Consider the following 14411-nt stretch of genomic DNA (forward strand, 5'->3'; position numbering starts at 1 on the left):
CCCAAGCCGGGCTCTCACACCAAGAACGCGGGCACCCCAAGCCGGGCTCTCACACCAAGAACGCGGGCACCCCAAGCCGGGCTCTCACACCAGGAGCACCAGGCGACCCGGGCGGTGGCCCGCCTCGACGCGGCGGTGGGCCTCGGCCGCGAGTTCCAGGGGCATCACATCGGCCACCCGCGTGACCAGCTCGCGCGAGGCCACCAGCTCCAGCGTCTCCTTCAGCCGGGCGGCGTCCGGCGTGCCGCGCACCGCCGTCACCGAGATGCCCCGTTCGGGGGTCGGCATCCGCTCGGCCGAGGCCGAGACGAAGACGCCGTCGTCCTTCAGCACCGGCAGCAGGGGGTCGCCGATCAGCGCGGCGTCGAAGACGCCGTCCACACGCTCCGGAGCGGCCGCCAGGAGCTGGGTGATCACGTCTTCGGGCGCCCCGCGGCGCACGGTGTGCTCGGCGCCGAGGACCCGCAGCTCGGCCTCGTCCCCCTCGTTCGCGACGGCGAGCACCCGGTGCCCGGCGGCGGCCGCGTGCTGCACCGCGAACCGGCCCACCACCCCGCCCGCGCCCGTGACCAGCACCACCGAGTTCGACGGGAGGCGGAGCAGATCGACCGCCTGCTGGGCGGTCAGCGAGGAGAGCGGCACCGAGGCCGCGGTGGTGAAGTCGACCTCGTCGGGCACCGGGGCCAGCCAGGCCGGCTCGACCTGGATGATCTCCGCGTAGGTGCCGGCGCCGGTGCGCTCCTCCGCCCAGGGCACGAACCCGGCCACGCGCGTGCCGACGGGCATGCCCGGGGCGGGGTCCATGAGGGTGCCGGCGAAGTCGGAGCCCAGGACGAACGGCGGCGCGAGGTCGCCCAGACCCGCCGCGAACCGTCCGGAGCGGATCTTCAGATCGGTCTGGTTCACCCCCGCGGCCTTCACCCGGACCCGGACCCGCCCAGGGGCGTCGGCGGTCTCCGGCTCGGGCCGGCGGGCCATTCTCAGCACCTCGGGGCCGCCGTAGGCGGTCACTTCGACGACACGCATGGGGTTCCTCTCCGACGGGGCCCCCTCGTGGCCATTACACCCACGCCCCCGGCCCCCAGCAACAGCAGCGCCGCCACCTGAAGGAAGGGAGAACTCCAGGTGGCGGTGGGCGACACCGCCCCCGCGCTCGCACAGACGTCCGTACCGTCCCGGCCATGGAGTGGATTACCGCAGAGAACGTCATCGCCGTGGTCACCGCGCTCATCGGTGTCCTCGTCTCGGCCGGTGTCGTCGCCTACGAGCGCTTCATGCAGCGGGGCCGGCGGCTCGGCTACCGCGTCCAGCTCAACACCCCCCTGCGCGACGGCGACCAGACCGTCGGGGACATGACCGTGCGGGTCGGCGAGGTCGGCGGCACGGACGGCTCGACGCTCGTCCTGCTGAGGATCGAGAACGACGGCCTGAAGGACATCCACCACGCGGACTACGAGCGGTCCGACGGCTTCGAAGGGCTGAGGGTCACCTTCGACGACAAGACCGTGCAGGCCGTCGTCGCCACCGTCCCGCAGCCCTTCGAGCGGATCAGACGGCACCTGGAGGCGGAGCCCCGGCTGCGCAAGGAGGGCAACGCGGTGCTGATGCCCAAGGTGGCGCTCGGCCGCAAGCAGTACTTCAAGCTGCTCGTCCTGCTGTCCGGCCGGGTGGACCTCGACGAGATCGAGCTCACCGGCACGCTCCGGGAGACGGACGTCCACCGCAACCACAGCAGGAGCGTCGACGACCGGACGCCGACGTTCAGTCCGGCGGCCCGCAACATCGCCCTCGTCCTCGCCGCCTGTGTGGTCACCCTCGCCACGATCATCGTGCGCAACGAGACGCCGCCGCCCATCGGCTGCGCCCGGGGCACCCTCACCATCACCGGCTCGACGGCGTTCGCGCCGGTGGTGCGGGAGGCGGCGAAGGCGTACGAGAAGGACTGCGAGGGCGCCACCGTCCTGGTCGACGCCCACGGGTCGACGGCGGGCATCCGGGAGCTGGCGGCGGCCGGGGCCGCGGGCGGGAAGGGCTCCCCGGCCGTCATCGCGCTCTCCGACGGCCCGAAGCCGGGCGGCTATCCACAGCTGCGGGAGAACAGGGTCGCCGTCTCCCTCTTCACTCTCGTCCTCCACGACGGGACGGCGGTCGACGACCTGTCGACCGAGGACGTCCGCCGCCTGTACCGGGGCGAGATCACCGACTGGAGCGTGCTGGACGGAGGCCCGAGCCGGCGGGTCCTGCTGGTCAGCAGGGATGCCAGCTCCGGCACCCGCGAGGTCTTCCAGCGCCGGGTGCTCGGCCGCAACGAGCCGGCGAACTCCTCGCGCGACTGCGAGACCCAGGACGACCCGGAGGCGCGCGTCCTGCGCTGCGAACTCGACAGCACGGAACAGGTGCTCGCCACCGTCGCCCGGCTGCCCGGCGCCATCGGCTACGCAGAGCTGCGCGCCGCCGGCGGGCGCAAGGGCCTGCACCGGATCGCCATCGACGGCCGCCTCCCCTCCGTGGACGAGATCGGCGAGTCGACGTACCCGTACCGGGAGATCGAGTACGCGTACACCTGGGGGCAGCCGGCCGCCGGCTCGCCGGCCTCGAGCTTCCTCACCTATCTGAGCCGCGGCGGAGGCCAGGACGTCGTCCGCGCCCAGGGCCACCTGCCGTGTGCGACGCCCCAGGGCCTGCGGATCTGCGGGGAAGGCTGAGCCGGCCACGAGAACCGTCGGGTGCCGTCTGGCATCCTCTTTCGACGTGGAGCCATTGAACCCGGAAGACCCGGTCGGCATCGGCCCGTTCCGTCTGCTCGGCCGCCTGGGGGTCGGCGGGATGGGACGGGTGTTCCTGGCCCGTTCGGCCGGCGGCCGGACGGTCGCGGTGAAGGTCGTGCACGCGGAGCTGGCCGCGCAGGAGGAGTTCCGGCGCCGGTTCGCCCGCGAGGTCGCCGCCCTGGAGCGGGTCGGAGGCACGGGGACGACCCCGGTGCTGGGTTCGGACACGGCGGCCGAACCGCCGTGGGTGGCCGTCGGCTATGTGCCGGGGCCCTCGCTGCGGGAGGTCGTGGGCGAGGAGCCCGGGCCGCTGCCGGCGGCGAGCGTACGGGCGCTGGCCGCCGGGCTCGCCCGGGCGCTCACCCACGTCCACGCGGCGGGGCTCGTCCACCGCGACCTCAAGCCCTCCAACGTCCTGCTCACCGTCGACGGCCCGCAGATCATCGACTTCGGCATCGCCCGCGCCGTCGACACCGTCACCGACGGCGGGCTGACCAGCACCGGAGCGGTGGTCGGCTCACCCGGCTTCATGTCGCCGGAGCAGGTGCGGGGCGAGAAGCTGACGCCGGCCTCGGACATCTTCTCCCTCGGCTCGGTCCTCGCCTACGCGGCCACGGGCCGTTCCCCGTTCGGTACGGCGGACAGCGGCGTCCACGCCACCATGTTCCGCATCGCCCACGACGAACCCGACCTGACGGGGCTGCCGCCCGAACTGGCCGGGCTGGTACGGGCGTGCCTCGACAAGGACCCCTCCGGCCGTCCCGAGGCGTCCGAACTGGCCGGGACTATCACGGTCGCCGACCCCTGGCTCCCCGCCGACCTGCTGGCCCGCCTCGGCCGGCACGCTGCCCGGCTCCTGGAGGCGGAGACGGCGGCGGAGACGACCGCGGGGGCGCGCACCGACGGCGCCCCGGTGCCGGGTGGGGCGCTCACGCGCGGCGGCCCGACCCGCCATGTCCCCTCCGGACGGGGTTCCGGCGACGAGCCGACCCCCCTGCCCGCTCCCGGGCCGCCGCGTCGCCGCGGCAGGGCCATGGTCGCGGCCGCGACCGCGCTCGCCGCCGTCGCCGCGGCGGCCGGCCTCGCGTACGTCTTCCGGCCGGATCCGTCCACCGGGTCGGAGGAGCAGAAGAACCGGGCCCGCGGCGAGACCGGCAGCGTGGCGGCCCGCCCGGCCGGCATCGTGCCGGCCGCCTTCCTCGGTGCGTGGGAGGGCGTGATGCGCGGCTCCGCCGACCATCCCAGGGAGACCGCCCGGATCGAGATCACGCAGGGCGCGGCGGGGGCGAAGAGCGTCGTGTACGTCCAGGTCACCGACGAGCGGCTGTGCATGGGGCGCTCGCGGCTCGTCTCCGCCGACGAGGACAAGGTCGTCCTGGGCGAGTCCGACGTGACCACCAGCGTTCCCGCCCAGCGCTGCGCCGCCGCCGCCCATCAGACCCTCAGCCTGCGCTCGCCCGAGGTCCTCGAGTGGACCTCGGGCACCGCGCGGGCCACCTTCCGCAAGGCGCGGACCGGCACGGACATCGTCCCCGCGCGGTTCGTGGGGGCCTGGAAGACCGAACCGGACCCGCTCGTCTTCGGCCCGGACGCCGACCGCTACTCCGACGAGCTGACCATCACCCAGGGCCCCGTGGGGGCGCCGCTCTTCCGCTTCCAGCGCGGATTCCCCCGCCTGGACGACGAGGGCGATCCCACGCCGGATTCGGTCGACTGCTCCTCCACGGCGCTCCTGGCCGGCGCCGGCACCCCCCTGATCATGGGCCCGCACACCTCCGACCCGGACTCCTCGGACCGTGACTGCGAGCACGACGGCACGGCCGGCTATGTGGCCATGGACCGCTTCAAGGGCCGCGACCGGCTGCTCGTGTACCCCATGCTCGACGGCGAGCCGAACGAGTACTACCGCCGCTGAGGGCTGCCACGGGAGCGGCCGGGACGGCCGCGGTCGGCGGTGCTCACGCTCCGATGAGTTCCAGGACGGCCCGGACGGAGTCCAGGACGGGCTGGCCGATGGCCCCCGCCGTCGCCGCGATGCCCGCGACGGTCATGAGGGCGCGACGCCGGTCCTCCGGCGGTGTGTCGGACACGGGAGCGGTGAGGGCCGGAAGCGCCTCGTCGATGGACTGCGCCGTCGCGGACGGTACGTTGCCGCGCAGTTCCCGGACGAGCTGGAGCAGCTCCGCCACGGCCGCCTCGAGGGCGGGAGAGGATGCCTGCGCGCCGACCGTGCCCGACTGGTGGTTGACCATGCCGGTGTTGTTCGTCCCGCCGTGCATGTTGACGGTGTTGCCGTAGTAATAGTTGTTCTCGCTCATGCGCCGGCCATCCCCACGTTGCCCGTTCCGCCGTACATGTTGACGTTGTCGCCGAAGTAGTAGTTGCTCGGGCTGATCGTCAGCGTCTCCACCCGCACCTGGAACTCCGTCTCCGGGTTCTCGATCGCGTGCGCGATGGAGTGGACGAGCCGGCGCAGGTGGTCGGGGTCGTGCGCCGTGACCAGAGCGGTCGACGGCCCGGACGTCTCCACGGCCAGGACGAAGTGGGACTGGGCGGACAGCACGGTGATCATGTCCACCAGGGCGTAGACCAAGACGCCGAAGGCCAGGAGCCAGACCCAGGTGAGGACCGTCTCGGCCCCCTCGCTGCCCATGGTCGCCAGCCCGCCGAGCAGGGTGAGCACGGCCGCCACCGAGAGCGTGAGCGCCACCCGCTTCAGGAAGCGCAGGACGGCCTCCTTGCGGCGGGGGTGCAGGGTGAAGGTGTAGACGCGGGCGATGTTCTGGAGCGGATAGGCCGCGCCGCCCACCCATAAGAGCCGCTTGCTGATGCTCAGATCGATGCCGTTCCCCGGCATCGCCGCCGGGAAGGGCGGGTGCTGCGGCGCGTGCCGGGGCGGAGGCGGTGACGGTGGTTTCGGCGGCGGTGCCCCGGTGGTGTCCATGGTTCCCCCTGAGGGTGGACCCGTTGCGTCGGGTCCGGTCGTCGGCTGAAGCCCCCATTAAGTACCCGACATGATCTCCGCACAAGGTGGATTTCCGCCTCAGGGCCGCTGACCTGCGGGCATGTTGACGCCCGCGGCCGCCGCGCGGGCGTAGTCGCGGACGAGGGTCCGGGGGTCGTCGGCACGCCAGGCGAGGGCGAAGCGGGTCGGGGCCACGCCGTGGACGGGAAGGGTGACGACACCGCCGCGGGTGAGCAGGGGCGCGTTGCCGGCGGCCACCAGGCAGATGCCGAGACCGTCGACGAGGGCCTCGTAGGTCTCGTCCGTACTGGCGATCTCACCGCCGACGACCGGCGGGCGCCCTTCGCGGGCGTCCAGGGCGAGCCAGTGGGCGCGCAGTTCGGGAGCGTGCGCGGGGAGGGCGAGGAAGGGCTCGTCGAGCAGCTCGGCGAAGTCGACGCTTTCGCGGCCGGCGAGCGGATGCGTCTCGGGAAGGGCCACCAGTCGCGGCTCGGAGGCCACCACGACCCAGCGGAAGCGCTCCGGCGCGGCGAGCGGCAGCCAGACGAAGGCCACGTCACTCGTGCCGTCGGCGAGGCCGGCCGTCGGGTCGTCCCAGCCGACCTGCCGGAGCCTCAGCCGCGCCCGCGGGTGCGTCGCGGTGAAGCGGGAGCGGATGGCGGGCAGCAGGCCGCCCCGGCCGGGGCTGGTGCTCATCCCCACGACGAGCGTGGCGTCCGCGGCCTCCTTGGCGCGCCGGGTCGCCGCCCACGCCTCGTCCCAGGAGGCGAGCACCGCGCGGGCGTGCGGGAGCAGGGCCGCGCCGACGGACGTGAGCCGCACCCCCTGCCGGCTCCGGTCGAAGAGGGGGGCGCCGAGCTGTCGTTCCAGGGCCCGTATCTGCTTGCTCAGCGCGGGCTGCGAGACGAAGAGCCGTTCGGCGGCCCGGGTGAAGTGGAGCTCCTCGGCGACCGCGACGAAGTACCGCAGCTCCCGCCCGTGCACGTCCGTGGTCATGCCCATGGGTTATCACGACGGATCTTGGACGGGCAACAGCCTCCGGCCGCAGGCTTGTTGGCGACCGGACATCCGGCGAGGACACGGACGAGGGAGTACGGACATGAGCAAGGTCTGGCTGATCACCGGCGCCAACAGCGGCTTCGGGCGCGCCTTCGCCGAGGCCGCGGTCGCCGCCGGCGACGTCGTGGTCGCCGCGGCCCGTCGCGCCGGCACGCTGGACGACCTGGTCGCCGCCCACCCCGACCAGGTCGACGCGGTCACCCTGGACGTCACGGACACCGCCGCGATCGAGACGGTCGTCCGCGACGTCGTCGAGCGGCACGGGCGCGTCGACGTGCTCGTGAACAACGCGGGACGCACGCACGTGGGGTCGGTCGAGGAGACCGGCGACGCCGATCTGCGCTCCCTCTTCGACCTGCACGTCTTCGGCCCGGCGGCGCTGACCCGCGCGGTGCTGCCCTCCATGCGGGCGCGCCGCTCGGGCGCGATCGTGCAGCTCAGCAGCGTCGGCGGCCAGATGTCGATGGCCGGCTTCGGTGCCTACAGCGCGACCAAGTTCGCCCTGGAGGGGATGTCCGAGGCGCTGGCCGACGAGGTGCGCCCGCTGGGCATCGACGTCCTGATCGTGGAGCCGGGCGCCTTCCGCACGGCCCTGTTCGGCAGCCACACGCTCAGCGGGGACGACATCCCCGACTACGCGGCGACGGTGGGGGCGACCCGGCGGTACGTGGAGACCGGCGGCGGTACGCAGGCCGGTGACCCGGCGAAGGCCGCGGCGGCGGTCCTCAAGGCCCTCGACGCGGAGCGCACCCCGCTGCGGCTGGCCCTCGGCGACGACGCGATCGACACCATCCTGGGCCACCTCGACCAGGTGCGGGGGGACCTGGAGGCATGGGACGAGGTGGGCCGGGACACCCGGCTGGAGGAGCGCTGACGGTGGCGCGAGGACCCGGCGAGCGGTGACGGACGGGCGAGGCCCGGAAACCGGGGCCGGACGCGCGAGGGCCCGCACCCCGGGGATCGGGGTGCGGGCCCTCGCGTACGTGCTCCCGCGCGTCCTACAGGAACGAGTTGATCTCGATCGTCTCGGTGCGGCCGGGGCCGACGCCGATCGCGGAGATCGGGGCGCCCGACATCTCCTCCAGGGCCTTCACGTACGCCTGCGCGTTCTTCGGCAGGTCGGCGAAGGTCTTGGCCTTGCTGATGTCCTCGGACCAGCCCGGCAGCATCTCGTAGACCGGCTTCGCGTGGTGGAAGTCGGTCTGCGAGTACGGCAGCTCCTCGACGCGCTTGCCGTCGATCTCGTAGGCGACGCAGACCGGGATCTGCTCCCAGCCCGTCAGCACGTCGAGCTTGGTGAGGAAGAAGTCGGTCAGGCCGTTGACGCGGGTGGCGTACCGGGCGATGACCGCGTCGAACCAGCCGCAGCGACGGTCGCGGCCGGTGGTGACACCGCGCTCGCCGCCGATGCGGCGCAGCGCCTCGCCGTCCTCGTCGAACAGCTCGGTCGGGAACGGGCCGGCGCCGACACGCGTCGTGTAGGCCTTGAGGATGCCGATGACCCGGCTGATCTTCGTCGGGCCCACGCCGGCGCCGGTGCAGGCGCCGCCGGCGGTCGGGTTCGAGGAGGTGACGAAGGGGTACGTGCCGTGGTCGACGTCCAGGAGAGTGCCCTGGCCGCCCTCGAAGAGCACGACCTTGTCGTCGTCCAGCGCCTGGTTGAGGATCAGGGTGGTATCGGCGACGAAGGGCCTGATCTGCTCCGCGTACTGGAGCATCTCCTCGACGATCTGCGCGGCGTCGATGGCGCGGCGGTTGTAGAGCTTGGCGAGGAGCTGGTTCTTGCCCTCGAGCGCCGCCTCGACCTTCTGGGTGAGGATCGACTCGTCGTAGAGGTCCTGGACCCGGATGCCGACGCGGTTGATCTTGTCGGCGTAGGTCGGGCCGATGCCCCGGCCGGTGGTGCCGATCTTGCGCTTCCCGAGGAACCGTTCCGTCACCTTGTCGAGGGTGACGTTGTACGGCGTGATGAGATGCGCGTTACCACTGATGAGGAGCTTGGACGTATCGACGCCACGCTCGTTCAGCCCGCTCAGCTCGGAGAGCAGGACCGCCGGGTCGACGACGACACCGTTTCCGATCACCGGGGTGCACCCCGGGGAGAGGATTCCGGAAGGGAGAAGATGCAGCGCGTACTTCTGGTCGCCTACGACGACGGTGTGGCCGGCATTGTTGCCGCCCTGGTAACGCACCACATAGTCAACGGATCCACCGAGGAGGTCGGTGGCCTTTCCCTTGCCCTCGTCACCCCACTGAGCACCGAGCAGCACAAGTGCGGGCACAGGCGTACACCCCTTCCGGGCGGGGCATGTCAAGGTCAGCGGGCGTCCGCCGCCTCACCGGTGTGCCCCGGAATAGACGAAGCCCCTGGCGCAATAGCGCAAGGGGCTCTTGCACAAAGATGCTACCCGAGGAAGGACCGAGGTGTCGGCTCACGACCAGCTGCTGGTGGTCATCGACCCGGTCGCCCGCCGAAGTGACGGCGAGTCCGTACGGATCGCGAAAGATGTCCTGTGTGCGGGAGCGGAAGCGAAGATCTGCCTCCCGAACAGCCCGGAGGAGTTCTCCCGGGCCCTGGCGCGGCGGGGGTCGCGCCGCCCCGTGGTGGTCGGGGACGACCGCACCCTGCTACGCACGGTGACCCTGCTGCACCGGGAGCGTGAGCTCGCGCACGGGGAGCTCTCGTTCGTTCCGATCGGCGCTCCGGGTTCCCTCGAAGTGACGCACGCCCTCGGCGTGCCGCAGAGCGCGGTGGCGGCGGCCCGCGCGGTCCTGGACGGGGCCGTGCGCCGCCTGGACCTCCTGGTGGACGACAGTGACGGGGTCGTCCTGGGCGATCTGCGCGTCCCGGCGGTGCCCGGCGACGCCCTGGGTCTCGCCCCGCCGACCGTCTGGGGCACCTGCCGCTCACTGGTCCGCACCCTGGTGCGGCCCTCTCCCGCCCATCCGGTGGTCCGCACGTACCGGCTCCGGGTGGAGGCGGACGGCGTCCTGCTCAGCGACGTGAACGCGCCGGTGGAGGGGTTGACGGTCCGCTCCCTGGGCGGGATGGCCGACGTCACGGTGCTTCTCCCGTCCGCGCCGGCCTTCCACACCACCGCGCACGTCCTCACGGTGTCCGGCCCGGACTTCCGCTACCAGGCCGACTCCGTGGTGGCGGGCCCCGTGCGCCGCCGGACCTGGACGGTGCTGCCGGGGGCCTGGGGCCTGACGCTGCCGAAGGAGGCGAGGAAGCCGCAGGACGCGAGGAGCTAGCCCTCCCCCGGAGCGGCTCGGGGGTGCCGGGGCGGCCCCGAGCCGCCCCGGGAGGCACACCGGCCCGGCTCGGTACCCGGCCGTCACGGCGGCCCCGGCCGGCCCGGAGGCTCTGGCCCCGGCCCGGCTCCGTACCCCCGCTCCGTACCCCGGCCCGGCTCCGTGCCCCCGGCGTCACACCTCCACGAGCAGTTCGTCGAAGCCGCGGATCACGTAGCCCGGCTTCCACGTCGGCTCCGCGGCGAGGCGCAGCCCCGGTGCCCGGCGCAGCAGCTCGCCGAAGACCGCCGTCAGTTCCAGCCGGGCCAGCGGGGCGCCCAGGCAGTAGTGGATGCCGGCGCCGAAGGTGATGTGCGGGTTGTCGGCGCGGGAGAGGTCCAGGACGTCCGCCGTCGGGCCGAAGCGGGCGGGGTCCCGGTTGGCCGAGCCGAAGAGGAGGGCGACCTCCGAGCCGCGCGGGATCACCTGACCGCCGATCTCGATGTCGTCGAGGACCCAGCGCTCGAACATCTGGAGCGGGGTGTCGTACCGCAGAAGTTCTTCCACAGCTGTGGACAACTTTCCGGGTTCCGGACGGGCGTCCTGGCGGAGCAGCGTCCACCAGCCGTTGACCGTGGTGTTCACCGTCGCCTCGTGGCCGGCGTTCAGGAGCAGGACACAGGTGGAGATCATCTCCTGTTCCGTGAGCTCCTCCACCCCGATGAGCGCGGAGATCAGATCGCCGCCCGGGGCCCTCCGCCGCCGGGCGATCAGCTCCCGCAGATAGTCCGAGAACTCGATCGACGCCCGTACCGCCCGCTCCGCCGTCTCCGGGGACGGGTTCAGCTCGAACATCCCGCAGATGTCGGCCGACCAGGGCCGGAGCCGGTTCCGCTCCTCGTCCTCCTCAGGGATCCCCAGCATCTCGGCGATCACGGCGACGGGCAGCGGCTCGGCCACCTCGGCGAGCAGGTCCCCGCCTCCCCGGGAGACGAGGCCCCCGACCAGATCCCCGGCGAGCCGCCCCACCATCGGCGCCAGGTTCTCCACCGTCCGCGGCGTGAACGCCTTGGAGACGAGCCGCCGGATCCGCGTGTGGTCCCCGCCCTCCAGGTCGAGGAGACCCTGGTCGTTGAGGGTGTGGAACGGTTCGTGCGCGGCCGGGGGCGCCTCGCGGCCGAACTCCTCGTGGGTGAAGCGGTGGGTGTAGGTGCGGCCGAGCCGCCGGTCCCGCAGCAGCGCCGACACGTCCGCGTGGTGCGGGATCAGCCACTGCCGGGTCGGCGCGAACCAGTGCGCCCTGCCACGGGCCCGCAGCTCGGCGTACGCGGGATAGGGATCGGCGACGAACTCGGGCGACCACGGGTCGAAGGCAAGGTCCATGGCCGGACGCTACCCGCCCACCCGCACCAGCCTCGCCTCGTACGCGAAGACCGCCGCCTGCGTCCGGTCGCGCAGCCCCAGCTTCACCAGGATCCGGCTCACATGCGTCTTGATCGTCGACTCGGCCACCACCAGGTGGTCCGCGATCTCCGCGTTGGAGAGCCCTTGCGCGATCAGCACGAGGACCCCCGTCTCCCGCTCGGTCAACTCCCCCACCTGCGACAGCGCCGGCTGCCTGGGCGACTCGACCGCCTTCGCGAACTCGGTGATCAGCCGTTTGGTGACCGTCGGGGCCAGCAGCGCCTCCCCCGCGGCCACCACCCGTACCCCGTCCGCGAGCTGCCGCGCCGAAGCGTCCTTGAGGAGGAAGCCCGAGGCCCCGGCGCGCAGCGCCTGGTAGACGTACTCGTCGAGGTCGAAGGTCGTCAGGACCAGCACCTTGGCGTCGGCGTCCGCGGCCACGATCTCGCGGGTCGCCTCGATGCCGTTCATCTCCGGCATGCGGATGTCCATGAGGACCACGTCCGGGCGCAGCGCCGCGACCTGCGCGACCGCCTCGCGGCCGTTGACGGCCTCGCCGACCACCTCGATGTCCGGCATCGCCCCGAGCAGCACCGAGAAACCCTCGCGGACCATCATCTGGTCGTCGACGATCAGTACACGGATCACTGCTCGGCCTCCTCGCGCGCCACCGGGACGAACGCCGTGACCTCGTAGCCGCCGTCCTCGGTGGGCTCGGCCGTCATCTCGCCGTTCAGCATGGTGACACGTTCCCGCATGCCGGTGATCCCGTGGCCCGCCCCGGGGGAGGGCCGGGAGACGCCGCGTCCGGGTCCGTTGACGATCCGCAGCCCGAGCCCGCCGAGGACGTAGGCGACCTCGACCCTCGCCCCGGCGCCCGGCGCGTGCCGCAGCACGTTGCTCAGCGCCTCCTGGACGATCCGGTACGCGGACAGCTCGACCCCCTGGGGCAGCTCGCGGACGGCGCCGGTCACCGTCTTCTCCACGTCGAGCCCGGCGTCGCGCACGTTGGCGACCAGCCCGTCCAGGTCCGCGAGGGTGGGCTGCGGGGCGTCGGGCGCCTCGTAGTCCTCCGCGCGCACGACCCCGAGGACGCGCCGCAGCTCCGTCAGGGCCGCCACCGCGTTCTCGCGGATCGTGACGAACGCCTGCTCCAGCTCCGGCGGCGGGTTCTCCACCCGGTAGGGAGCCGCCTCCGCCTGGATGGCGACCACCGACATGTGGTGCGCGACCACGTCGTGCAGCTCGCGGGCGATGGTGGTGCGCTCCTCCAGGAGGGTGCGGCGGGAGCGCTCGTGCGCGGTCACGGTCTGCTGGGCGGTGACCTCCTGATCGGCCTGCCGGCGGACCTGGACGACGGTGACGACGAGGAGCGCGAGGGCGGCGACGAAGAGGAGCGGCGCAGCGTCGGTGGTGTCACCGCCCATCCCCAGGAAGAACTCGGCGAAGACCGCGTATCCGCAGGTCATCAGCCACATCCAGGCGGCGGTACGGGGCCGGGTGCGGGCGGCGACCACCGTCATGACGATGACGTGCGCGGCGAACATGTTCGGCGACCAGGGCCAGCCGTCCCCGAAGCCGCCGACGAACCCCAGGAACGGGGTGGCGGCCAGCGACGCCCAGAAGGCGAGCACCGGGCGGACGAGGGTCATCAGCACGATCAGCGCGGGCCCGAAGGCGTAGACCGCCATCAGCGGAGGCGCCGAGCCCTCGGCGGCGGCGGCGCCGATCAGGAAGACGAGGAAGGCGCAGCCGGCGACCACCGCGTGCGGGGTCCATCCGGCCCGGGCGCGTATCCGGTCCGGGAGCCGCCTCGCGATCCGCCCGTCCAGTGCCGCCATCGGCAGCGGGCGGTAGGCGAAGGCGTTGCGGAAGAGGTCCTTGCGCAGCCCTCCGAGCGCGCCCTGGGCCAGGCGGAACTCGGGGCTGCGGCTCTGTTCACGGGTCTGGGTCACGCCGTCCACGGTAGGCGGGCCGGGGGGCGCGGTCGTCACCAGGAATATGGATCCTTCCGCCTCCCCCCTGAGTACTACCGGGGATGACGCGCCGAGGGTCAGAACGCGAGCTGGGCGATCTCCTCCGCCACCACCGCGCACGCGTCCGCCGCCGGGTCGATCAGCGGGAAGTGGCCGACGTCCTGCAGGAGCGTGAACCCGACCGTCTCCCCCGCCTTGGCCGCCGCGTCCACGTACGCCTCCGCCACGGCCTGCGGGACGACGACGTCGTCGCGGCCCTGGACGATCGTGGTCGCGATCCCGGTCGGCAGCAGCAGCGCCGGATCCGCGCATCGCGCACGTACGTCGAACTCCCCTTCACCGCCCAGGAGTTGAGTCACCGCGCCACCGCAGACGGCCAGCTCGACCGCCCGGTCGAAGTGGGCGATGGGGGCCAGGGCGACGACCCCGCGCAGCGAGGGCGGGGCCGGCAGCCGCCAGGGCGAGTCCGCCGGGACGACGTGCCGGGAGGCGGCCCACAGGGCGAGGTGGCCGCCCGCGGAGTGGCCGGTGAGCACGATCCGCCGCGGGTCGGCCTGCGGCAGGTGCTCGGCGGCCAGCCCCGGGACGGCGTCGAGCGCGGCGGCGACGTCGTCGAAGGTCTCCGGCCAGCGTCCGGCGACCGGGGCCGTACCGCCCTGCCGGGGGATGTCGCTGCCGCGCCGGTACTCGACGTTGGCGACGGCGAAGCCGCGACGGGCCAGGAAGTCCACGAAAGGAGTCAGATGCCACCGGTCGTACGGGGCCCGCCACGCGCCGCCGTGCAGCGCGACGACGAGCGGAGCCCGCTGCCGGCCGTCCCGCGGCGCGTAGAAGTCGACGATCTGGTCGGGGTGTTCGCCGTAGGCGGCGGACGCGTCGGGGGCGACGGCCGGGTGCGAGAAGGCCGATGCCTCTTCGGCTGCGTCGCGCGCGGCGGGGTCCGGCATGCTGTTCCAACCTCTCGGGGACGGGGCCGAATTGGCCTGACCTGCGGGGACCGTACCA

Annotated in this window: 13 protein-coding genes; 4 read left to right on the top strand and 9 right to left on the bottom strand. The window is 73.1% G+C overall.

Annotated features, from left to right (window positions below; genetic code table 11):
- Window positions 1-84: 84 nt before the first annotated feature.
- Window positions 85-1026, bottom strand: a complete 942-nt coding sequence (locus AB0K65_RS00910; RefSeq protein WP_365712911.1) for an NADP-dependent oxidoreductase — start codon at window positions 1024-1026, stop codon at window positions 85-87.
- A gap of 155 nt (window positions 1027-1181) precedes the next feature.
- Between AB0K65_RS00910 and AB0K65_RS00915 the strand changes: the two genes are divergently transcribed.
- Window positions 1182-2705: a substrate-binding domain-containing protein gene (locus AB0K65_RS00915; protein WP_365712913.1), complete on the top strand. Its 1524-nt coding sequence runs from the start codon at window positions 1182-1184 to the stop codon at window positions 2703-2705.
- A gap of 46 nt (window positions 2706-2751) precedes the next feature.
- A complete protein-coding gene (locus AB0K65_RS00920; RefSeq protein WP_365712915.1) occupies window positions 2752-4683 on the top strand; it encodes a serine/threonine-protein kinase in 1932 nt (643 codons plus the stop codon).
- 43 nt (window positions 4684-4726) lie between these two features.
- Here the strand turns inward: AB0K65_RS00920 and AB0K65_RS00925 are convergent, their stop codons facing one another.
- The 3 genes from AB0K65_RS00925 to AB0K65_RS00935 form a co-directional block, all read right to left on the bottom strand.
- Window positions 4727-5086 carry a hypothetical protein gene (locus tag AB0K65_RS00925; RefSeq protein WP_365712917.1) on the bottom strand — a complete coding sequence of 120 codons (360 nt, stop codon included), beginning with the start codon at window positions 5084-5086 and terminating at the stop codon, window positions 4727-4729.
- Window positions 5083-5712 (bottom strand): DUF6232 family protein, encoded by a 630-nt coding sequence (locus AB0K65_RS00930; protein WP_365712919.1) that lies wholly within the window; start codon window positions 5710-5712, stop codon window positions 5083-5085. Before AB0K65_RS00930 ends, AB0K65_RS00925 begins: the two co-directional genes overlap by 4 nt.
- A 99-nt stretch (window positions 5713-5811) precedes the next feature.
- Window positions 5812-6729 (bottom strand): LysR substrate-binding domain-containing protein, encoded by a 918-nt coding sequence (locus tag AB0K65_RS00935; protein WP_365712921.1) that lies wholly within the window; start codon window positions 6727-6729, stop codon window positions 5812-5814.
- A gap of 103 nt (window positions 6730-6832) precedes the next feature.
- Here AB0K65_RS00935 and AB0K65_RS00940 point away from each other — a divergent pair, with 103 nt between their 5' ends.
- Window positions 6833-7666, top strand: coding sequence for an oxidoreductase (locus tag AB0K65_RS00940; protein WP_365712923.1), 834 nt, complete (start codon window positions 6833-6835; stop codon window positions 7664-7666).
- Between the two features lie 124 nt (window positions 7667-7790).
- On the opposite strand, the gene AB0K65_RS00945 is transcribed toward AB0K65_RS00940, so the two are convergent.
- Window positions 7791-9074, bottom strand: a complete 1284-nt coding sequence (locus tag AB0K65_RS00945; RefSeq protein ID WP_365712926.1) for an adenylosuccinate synthase — start codon at window positions 9072-9074, stop codon at window positions 7791-7793.
- A gap of 142 nt (window positions 9075-9216) precedes the next feature.
- Here AB0K65_RS00945 and AB0K65_RS00950 point away from each other — a divergent pair, with 142 nt between their 5' ends.
- Window positions 9217-10047 carry a diacylglycerol kinase gene (locus AB0K65_RS00950; protein ID WP_365712928.1) on the top strand — a complete coding sequence of 277 codons (831 nt, stop codon included), beginning with the start codon at window positions 9217-9219 and terminating at the stop codon, window positions 10045-10047.
- Between the two features lie 174 nt (window positions 10048-10221).
- Here AB0K65_RS00950 and AB0K65_RS00955 read toward each other — a convergent pair whose 3' ends face one another.
- The 4 genes from AB0K65_RS00955 to AB0K65_RS00970 form a co-directional block, all read right to left on the bottom strand.
- Window positions 10222-11409, bottom strand: a complete 1188-nt coding sequence (locus AB0K65_RS00955; protein WP_365712930.1) for a cytochrome P450 — start codon at window positions 11407-11409, stop codon at window positions 10222-10224.
- A gap of 9 nt (window positions 11410-11418) precedes the next feature.
- Complete coding sequence (locus AB0K65_RS00960; protein ID WP_365712932.1) at window positions 11419-12078, bottom strand: response regulator transcription factor; 660 nt, start codon at window positions 12076-12078, stop codon at window positions 11419-11421.
- Window positions 12075-13394: a histidine kinase gene (locus AB0K65_RS00965; protein ID WP_365713618.1), complete on the bottom strand. Its 1320-nt coding sequence runs from the start codon at window positions 13392-13394 to the stop codon at window positions 12075-12077. The genes AB0K65_RS00960 and AB0K65_RS00965 overlap by 4 nt, the downstream gene beginning before the upstream one ends.
- Before the next feature lie 89 nt (window positions 13395-13483).
- Window positions 13484-14353 (bottom strand): alpha/beta hydrolase, encoded by an 870-nt coding sequence (locus AB0K65_RS00970; protein ID WP_365712934.1) that lies wholly within the window; start codon window positions 14351-14353, stop codon window positions 13484-13486.
- Window positions 14354-14411: the final 58 nt, after the last annotated feature.

Origin of the sequence: Streptomyces sp. NPDC053755 (assembly GCF_040677675.1) — a bacterium.
Classification (GTDB): Bacteria; Actinomycetota; Actinomycetes; order Streptomycetales; family Streptomycetaceae; genus Streptomyces.

What these genes read in the sequence shown, in the direction of transcription:
- AB0K65_RS00930 (WP_365712919.1), bottom strand. Translation starts at nt 5,712, where the DNA reads ATGGACACCACCGGGGCACCGCCGCCGAAACCACCGTCACCGCCTCCG.
- AB0K65_RS00935 (WP_365712921.1), bottom strand. Translation starts at nt 6,729, where the DNA reads ATGACCACGGACGTGCACGGGCGGGAGCTGCGGTACTTCGTCGCGGTC.
- AB0K65_RS00925 (WP_365712917.1), bottom strand. Translation starts at nt 5,086, where the DNA reads ATGAGCGAGAACAACTATTACTACGGCAACACCGTCAACATGCACGGC.
- AB0K65_RS00955 (WP_365712930.1), bottom strand. Translation starts at nt 11,409, where the DNA reads ATGGACCTTGCCTTCGACCCGTGGTCGCCCGAGTTCGTCGCCGATCCC.
- AB0K65_RS00915 (WP_365712913.1), top strand. Translation starts at nt 1,182, where the DNA reads ATGGAGTGGATTACCGCAGAGAACGTCATCGCCGTGGTCACCGCGCTC.
- AB0K65_RS00940 (WP_365712923.1), top strand. Translation starts at nt 6,833, where the DNA reads ATGAGCAAGGTCTGGCTGATCACCGGCGCCAACAGCGGCTTCGGGCGC.
- AB0K65_RS00910 (WP_365712911.1), bottom strand. Translation starts at nt 1,026, where the DNA reads ATGCGTGTCGTCGAAGTGACCGCCTACGGCGGCCCCGAGGTGCTGAGA.
- AB0K65_RS00970 (WP_365712934.1), bottom strand. Translation starts at nt 14,353, where the DNA reads ATGCCGGACCCCGCCGCGCGCGACGCAGCCGAAGAGGCATCGGCCTTC.